At 63.5% G+C, this 8,110-nt stretch carries 3 protein-coding genes and 1 pseudogene; all 4 read left to right on the top strand.

From position 1 onward, the window contains the following. Positions 1–188, top strand: a pseudogene (locus QZ709_RS06875) (hypothetical protein); the annotation flags it as partial. Positions 189–662: 474 nt separating this feature from the next. Further along, positions 663–1,367 carry a transposase gene (locus tag QZ709_RS06870; protein WP_066698368.1) on the top strand — a complete coding sequence of 235 codons (705 nt, stop codon included), beginning with the start codon at positions 663–665 and terminating at the stop codon, positions 1,365–1,367. Between the two features lie 180 nt (positions 1,368–1,547). Next, positions 1,548–6,281, top strand: coding sequence for a glutamate synthase-related protein (locus QZ709_RS06865; protein WP_294636533.1), 4,734 nt, complete (start codon positions 1,548–1,550; stop codon positions 6,279–6,281). Positions 6,282–6,331: 50 nt separating this feature from the next. Further along, on the top strand, positions 6,332–7,810 hold the full coding sequence (locus QZ709_RS06860; RefSeq protein WP_066698362.1) for a glutamate synthase subunit beta: 1,479 nt from the start codon (positions 6,332–6,334) through the stop codon (positions 7,808–7,810). The last annotated feature ends 300 nt before the right edge of the window (positions 7,811–8,110 follow it).

Genomic DNA, 8,110 nt, shown 5'->3' with positions numbered 1-8,110 from the left:
AGGGCGAGCGCACCACCACCGTGGACTGGGACGTGGCCGGCCAGTACCCGCGCACCATCGAGCGCCGTGACGCGCACGGCACCGACATCACCCGCGTGACCGTCGAGCGCCTGCCGCTGCCAGCCGTGATGCCGTGGAAGGCGAGCGAGGCGTTCGGGCGCGGGGACTATTCGGATCTGCTGGACTGAGGGCAGGGCTGCGCGAAGGATGCCCTAGCGCCGTGAGGGGCGCATGGTGTGGCGCGGCCTGCGGGCGGCGTGGTGCCGACTGCGCCCCCCCCGCGCTGGACTGTGGCCGACGTCGCAGCGGCCGGCCGGGCGGCTGCCGTGGCGTTGACCCGCGCGCGTTGCAACGACAGCCGCGGTGGCGTTGAGGTTTGATGGTGTTTTATGCCGCTAGCGCTTGGTGTACTTGCGTTAATCGCTATTGAATAAATAGCAATCCGCTGGTATTCACGAGCGATTTTGGTGGGCGAAACACGAAGGCACGCACTCTGCGGTTTTCAGCGCGGTAGAGGCGTCAAGCGCTTTTCCCGCTGCGCTGTTTGCTATCTATCTCATAGCGTATCTTGCCGCCTGGTTCCAGGAACCGCGGCCTGCCTGGCGCACCGCACCGGCGCCCGCTCCGCTACCATGGCGCCGCCACCCTCTGTCGCAACTTCCATGGCCCGCCTGCCCCGTCTGACCCTTCCCGGCACCGTCCACCACGTCATCCAGCGTGGCAACAACCGCCAGCCGATCTTTGTCGATACGGTGGACTACGAGGCCATGCTGGGCCTGCTGGCCGAACAGTCGCGGCGCCACGCCGTGGCCGTGCACGCCTACGTGCTGATGGACAACCACCTGCACCTGCTGGCCACGCCGCAGACGGCCGAGGGTCTGCCGCAAATGATGCAGGCCGTGGGCCGCAGCTACGTGCGCGGCTTCAACCTGCGGCATGGCCGGTCGGGCACGCTGTGGGAGGGGCGCTACCGCTCCACCGTGCTGCAGGCCGAGCGCTACCTGCTGCAGGCCATGGCCTACCTCGACCTGAACCCGGTGCGCGCTGGCCGCGTGGCGCAGCCGGCCGACTATCCCTGGTCCAGCTACGCGCAGTGCGTGGGCCTGCGGGTGGACAAGCTCATCACGCCGCACGCCCTGTACTGGGCGCTGGACAACACGCCGTTCGCCCGCGAGGCCGCCTACAGCGCGCTGGTGCAGGCCGGCATCAGCGGCGCCGAACAGCAGGCGCTGACCGATGCCGCGCTGTCCGGCTGGGCCCTGGGCGATGCAGATTTTCTCGCGCAGCTGCAGCAACGCACCGAGCGCCGCGTGACCAAAGGGCGGGCAGGGCGGCCCTCGCGCATCCCCGAAGTTCAAACCGAATAGGCCGATAGCGCTTGTCCAGTAAGCGATAATTGCTATCCTAATTGATATGTCCCTAATTTAATTAATTGAGATTTATTCTCATTAATAAATGGTATCTGACCCCATTTAAAGTGCTTGCCAGAATTTGCTGCATTGCACTAATCTTGCGTTCCCTGCGAACAATTCCACGAGGAGTGCGCCATGACCACGGCTGCCGAGATCCAGCATCTGCAACAACACGGTTTGTATTCATCGGGTAACGAACACGACGCCTGCGGCCTCGGGTTTGTCGCCCACATCAAAGGCATCAAGCGCCACGACATCGTGACGCAGGCCTTGAAGATCCTGGAAAACATCGACCACCGTGGTGCGGTGGGTGCCGACCCGCTGATGGGTGACGGTGCCGGTATCCTGATCCAGATTCCCGACGCGCTGTACCGCGAAGAGATGGCCAAGCAGGGTGTGACCTTGCCTGCGGCTGGCGAATACGGCGTGGGCATGATCTTTTTGCCCAAGGAGCACGCATCCCGTCTGGCCTGCGAGCAGGAGATGGAGCGCGCCATCAAGGCCGAAGGCCAGGTGCTGTTGGGCTGGCGCGATGTGCCGGTGAATGTGGACATGCCCATGTCCCCCACCGTGCGCAAGAAGGAGCCTATCCTGCGCCAGGTGTTCATCGGCCGTGGCAACGACGTGATCGTGCAGGACGCGCTGGAGCGCAAGCTGTACGTGATCCGCAAGACGGCCAGCGCCAATATCCAGGCGCTCAAGCTCAAGCACAGCAAGGAATACTACGTTCCGTCCATGTCCAGCCGCACCGTGGTCTACAAGGGCCTGCTGCTGGCCGACCAGGTGGGCAAGTACTACCTCGACCTACAGGACGAGCGCTGCGTTTCGGCCATCGGCCTGGTGCACCAACGCTTCTCGACCAACACCTTCCCTGAGTGGCCACTGGCCCACCCGTACCGTTACGTGGCGCACAACGGTGAAATCAACACCGTCAAGGGCAACTACAACTGGATGAAGGCCCGCGAAGGCGTGATGGCCTCGCCCGTGCTGGCGGCCGACCTGCAAAAGCTCTACCCCATCAGCTTTGCCGACCAGTCCGACACCGCCACGTTCGACAACTGCCTGGAATTGCTGACGATGGCGGGCTACCCCATCAGCCAGGCCGTGATGATGATGATCCCCGAGCCCTGGGAGCAGCACACCACCATGGATGAGCGCCGTCGCGCCTTCTATGAATACCACGCCGCCATGCTCGAGCCTTGGGACGGCCCTGCCTCCATCGTGTTCACCGATGGTCGCCAGATCGGCGCCACGCTGGACCGCAACGGCCTGCGCCCCTCGCGCTATTGCATCACCGACGACGATTTGGTCATCATGGGCTCGGAGTCTGGCGTGTTGCCCATCCCCGAGAACAAGATCGTGCGCAAGTGGCGCCTGCAGCCTGGCAAGATGTTCCTGATCGACTTGGAACAAGGCCGCATGATCGATGACGATGAGCTCAAGGCCAACATCGTCAACACCAAGCCCTACAAGCAGTGGATCGAGAACCTGCGCATCAAGCTCGACAGCATTGAAACCGGTGCTGATGCTGTGGCCCCACAAACTGCTGACCTGCCCCTGCTGGACCGCCAGCAAGCCTTTGGCTACACGCAGGAAGACATCAAGTTCCTGATGGCCCCCATGGCCAAAAATGGCGAAGAAGGCATTGGCTCCATGGGCAACGACAGCCCGCTGGCCGTACTCTCGGGCAAGAACAAGCCGCTGTACAACTACTTCAAGCAGCTGTTTGCGCAGGTGACCAACCCGCCGATCGACCCGATCCGCGAAGCGATCGTGATGTCGCTCAACAGCTTCATCGGCCCCAAGCCCAACCTGCTGGACATCAACCAGGTCAACCCGCCCATGCGCCTCGAAGTCAGCCAGCCTGTGCTGAACTTCGCCGACATGGCCAAGCTGCGCGACATCGAACGCCATACCAACGGCAAGTTCAAGAGCGTGACCATCGACATCACCTACCCCCTGAGCTGGGGCCGTGAAGGCGTGGAAGCCAAGTTGGCGTCGCTGTGCGCGCAGGCTGTGGACGCCATCAAGGGCGGTGCCAACATCCTCATCATCAGCGACCGCGCCGTGAGCGCCACGCAGGTGGCCATCCCCGCGCTGCTGGCGTTGTCGGCCATCCACCAGCACCTGGTGGTTGCAGGCCTGCGCACCACTGCCGGTCTGGTGGTTGAGACCGGTACGGCCCGCGAAGTGCACCACTTCGCCGTGCTGGCAGGCTACGGCGCCGAGGCCGTGCACCCCTACCTGGCCATGGAAACCCTGGCCGACATGCACAAGGACCTGGGCGGCGACCTGTCGGCCGACAAGGCCATCTACAACTACGTCAAGGCCATCGGCAAGGGTCTGTCCAAGATCATGTCCAAGATGGGCGTGAGCACGTACATGAGCTACTGCGGTGCGCAGTTGTTCGAGGCGATCGGTCTGAACACCGAGACCGTCAGCAAGTACTTCACCGGCACCGCCAGCCGCGTGGAAGGCATTGGCGTGTTCGAAATCGCCGAAGAAGCCATCCGCATGCACAAGGCAGCCTTCGGCGATGACCCTGTGCTCGAAACCATGCTGGACGCCGGTGGCGAATACGCCTGGCGCGCCCGTGGTGAAGACCACATGTGGACGCCGGACGCGATTGCCAAGCTGCAGCACAGCACGCGTGCCAACAACTGGAACACGTACAAGGAGTACGCCCAGATCATCAACGACCAGAGCAAGCGCCACATGACGCTGCGCGGCCTGTTCGAGTTCAAGATCGATCCGTCCAAGGCCATCTCGATCGACGAAGTGGAGCCCGCCAAGGAAATCGTCAAGCGCTTTGCCACTGGTGCCATGTCGCTGGGTTCGATCTCGACCGAAGCCCACGCCACTCTGGCCGTGGCCATGAACCGCATCGGCGGCAAGAGCAACACGGGTGAGGGCGGTGAGGACGAGCGCCGCTATCGAAACGAGCTCAAGGGCATCCCAATCAAGAAGGGCGACACGCTCAAGAGCGTGATTGGCGCCGAGAACGTGGAGGTCGATCTGCCGTTGCTGGACGGCGATTCGCTGCGCAGCCGCATCAAGCAGGTGGCGTCGGGCCGCTTTGGTGTGACGGCGGAATACCTCTCGTCAGCCGACCAGATCCAGATCAAGATGGCCCAGGGCGCCAAGCCCGGTGAAGGCGGTCAGCTGCCCGGCGGCAAGGTCTCGACCTACATCGGCAAGCTGCGCCACAGCGTGCCCGGTGTGGGCCTGATCTCGCCCCCGCCGCACCACGACATCTATTCCATCGAAGATTTGGCCCAGCTGATCCACGACCTGAAGAACGTGGCACCGCACGCCGGCATCAGCGTCAAGCTGGTGTCCGAAGTGGGCGTGGGCACCATTGCAGCCGGCGTGGCCAAGTGCAAGGCCGACCATGTGGTGATCGCCGGTCACGACGGCGGCACGGGCGCATCGCCCTGGTCGTCGATCAAGCATGCCGGTTCGCCCTGGGAAATCGGCCTGGCCGAAACCCAGCAGACCCTGGTGCTCAACCGCCTGCGCGGCCGCATCCGCGTGCAGGCCGACGGCCAGATGAAGACCGGTCGTGACGTCGTCATCGGCGCGCTGCTGGGCGCGGATGAATTCGGCTTTGCCACCGCTCCGCTGGTGGTGGAAGGCTGCATCATGATGCGCAAGTGCCACCTCAACACCTGCCCCGTGGGCGTGGCCACGCAAGACCCCGAGCTGCGCAAGAAGTTCTCGGGCAAGCCTGAGCACGTGGTGAACTACTTCTTCTTCATCGCTGAAGAAGTGCGCCAGATCATGGCCCAGCTCGGCATCCGCAAGTTCGACGACATGATCGGCCGCACCGACCTGCTCGACACCCGCCAGGGCCTGGAGCACTGGAAGGCACGTGGCCTGGACTTCAGCCGCCTGTTCGCCCAGCCCAACGTACCTGCCGACGTGCCGCGCTTCCATGTGGACGTGCAAGACCACAACATCGAGCACACGCTGGACCGCAAGCTCATCGAGCGCAGCCAGCCCGCCATCCAAAAGGGCGAGCGCGTGCAGTTCATCGAGGTGGCGCGCAACGTGAACCGCTCGGTCGGCGCGATGCTCTCGGGCGCGGTGACCCGCGTGCACCCTGAAGGCCTGCCGGACGACACCATCCGCATCCAGCTGGAAGGCACGGGCGGCCAGTCGTTCGGTGCATTCCTCACACGCGGCATCACGCTGTATTTGATTGGCGATGCCAACGACTACACGGGCAAGGGCCTGTCGGGCGGCCGCGTCATCGTGCGCCCCAGCATCGACTTCCGTGGCGACGCAGTGCGCAACACCATCGTGGGCAACACGGTGATGTACGGCGCCACCACGGGTGAGGCGTTCTTCAGCGGCGTGGCGGGCGAGCGTTTTGCCGTGCGTCTGTCGGGTGCCACGGCGGTGGTCGAAGGCACGGGCGACCACGGTTGCGAATACATGACCGGCGGCACCGTGGTGGTGCTGGGCAAGACCGGCCGCAACTTTGCGGCGGGCATGAGCGGCGGCGTGGCGTACGTGTTCGACGAAGACGGTTTGTTCGAGTCGCGCTGCAACATGTCGATGGTCGCGCTGGAACGCATCCTGCCCTCTGCTGAGCAAGAAGCCACCGTGCCCCGCTCGATCTGGCACAACGGCCAGACCGATGAAGCCCAGCTCAAGAAGCTGCTGGAAGACCACAACCGCTGGACGGGCAGCAAGCGCGCCCGCGAGTTGCTGGACAACTGGGCTGCTTCGCGCGCCAAATTCGTCAAGGTGTTCCCCACCGAGTACAAGCGCGCGCTGGCTGAGATTTATGAACGGAAAGTGCTGGAGGAGTCCGCTACACCAGCGGTAGCTGCTACTAAAAAAGAAGCAGTACCCGCCAAATAAGGTGACCCCGCAGACCTTCGCACCACATTCATAGACAAGGACACTCCGTCATGGGAAAAACTACTGGCTTCATGGAATACGAGCGCATCGAAGAGGGCTACAAGCCCGTGCCCGAGCGCCTGAAGCACTACAAGGAATTCGTCATTGGCCTCGATGAGAGCCAGGCCAAGGTGCAAGCCGCGCGCTGCATGGACTGCGGCACGCCGTTCTGCAGCAACGGCTGTCCGGTCAACAACATCATTCCGGACTTCAACGATCTGGTGTATCACGCCGACTGGAAGAGCGCGATCGAGGTGCTGCACAGCACCAACAACTTCCCCGAGTTCACCGGCCGCATCTGCCCTGCACCCTGCGAGGCAGCATGCGTGCTCAACGTGAACGACGACGCGGTGGGCATCAAGTCCATCGAACACGCGATCATCGATCGCGCCTGGGCTGAAGGCTGGGTGCAGCCGCGGCCGCCCAAGCACAAGACGGGCAAGAAGGTGGCCGTGGTGGGTGCAGGCCCTGCGGGCATGGCGGCGGCTCAGCAACTGGCCCGCGCGGGCCACGATGTGACGGTGTTTGAAAAGAACGACCGCGTGGGTGGCCTGCTGCGCTACGGCATTCCTGACTTCAAAATGGAAAAGTCGCACATCGACCGCCGTGTGGAGCAGATGAAGGCCGAGGGGGTGGTCTTCCGCACCGGTGTGGTGGTGGGCGCCGCCAAGGACCCGCTGGGCAAGGGCTCCAAGGTCACCAATCTGGCCAAGGAAACCGTCACGCCAGAAGAGCTGCAAAAAGAGTTTGACGCCGTGCTGCTGACCGGTGGCGCTGAGCAATCGCGCGACCTGCCCGTGCCCGGCCGCGACCTCGATGGCATCCACTTCGCGATGGAGTTCCTGCCCCAGCAAAACCGCGTGAACGCGGGCGACAAGGTCAAGGGCCAGCTGCGAGCCGATGGCAAGCACGTCGTTGTGATCGGCGGCGGTGACACCGGCTCTGACTGCGTGGGCACCAGCAACCGCCATGGCGCGGCCAGCGTGACCCAGTTCGAGCTGATGCCCATGCCCCCCGAGCAGGAGAACAAGCCTTTGGTCTGGCCCTACTGGCCCTACAAGCTGCGCACGTCCTCCAGCCACGAAGAGGGTTGCGAGCGTGAATTTGCCATCTCCACCAAGGAATTCATGGGCGACAAGGGCAAGGTCACGGGCCTCAAGACCGTGCAGGTCGAATTCAAGGACGGCAAGTTCGTTGAAGTGCCCGGCACCGAAAAGGTCTTCAAGGCCGACCTGGTGCTGCTGGCCATGGGCTTTGTGAGCCCGGTGGCGACGGTGCTCGATGCCTTTGGCGTGGAAAAAGACGCCCGCGGCAACGCCCGCGCCACGACCGATTTTGACGGCGGCTACGCCACCAACGTGCCCAAGGTGTTCGCTGCGGGCGACATCCGCCGCGGGCAGTCGCTGGTGGTGTGGGCCATTCGCGAAGGCCGCCAGGCTGCCCGCTCGGTGGACGAGTTCCTGATGGGGTACTCCGACCTGCCACGCTGAGCGAAGGCGCTGCGGCGCCGCTCACCGTGCCAAGCGCCCTGCGGGGCGCTTTTTCGTTGCTCCTGTTTTAATAGCTGGTCGCGCTTATTGAGTGGGCGCTGGAGGCTGTTTTGGTATGAAGTGCCGAGGCGCCGCTCAGGTTTGCAGGTGCCCGGCTGGACGTCATAAGAACAGTATATGGACGCCCCGAATAAGCCAAGCCCTCACTCACTGCTGCCAAGAAGGTAAAGATTGCACCCGTATATCCGGACTTGTTGTGGCGCGAGCCACGGTCCCTGATGGGAATCGCTGGTGGAGGTC

Source organism: uncultured Aquabacterium sp. (assembly GCF_913773725.1).
Taxonomy (GTDB): domain Bacteria; phylum Pseudomonadota; class Gammaproteobacteria; order Burkholderiales; family Burkholderiaceae_C; genus Aquabacterium.
This window is presented reverse-complemented; position numbering and strand designations above follow the sequence as displayed.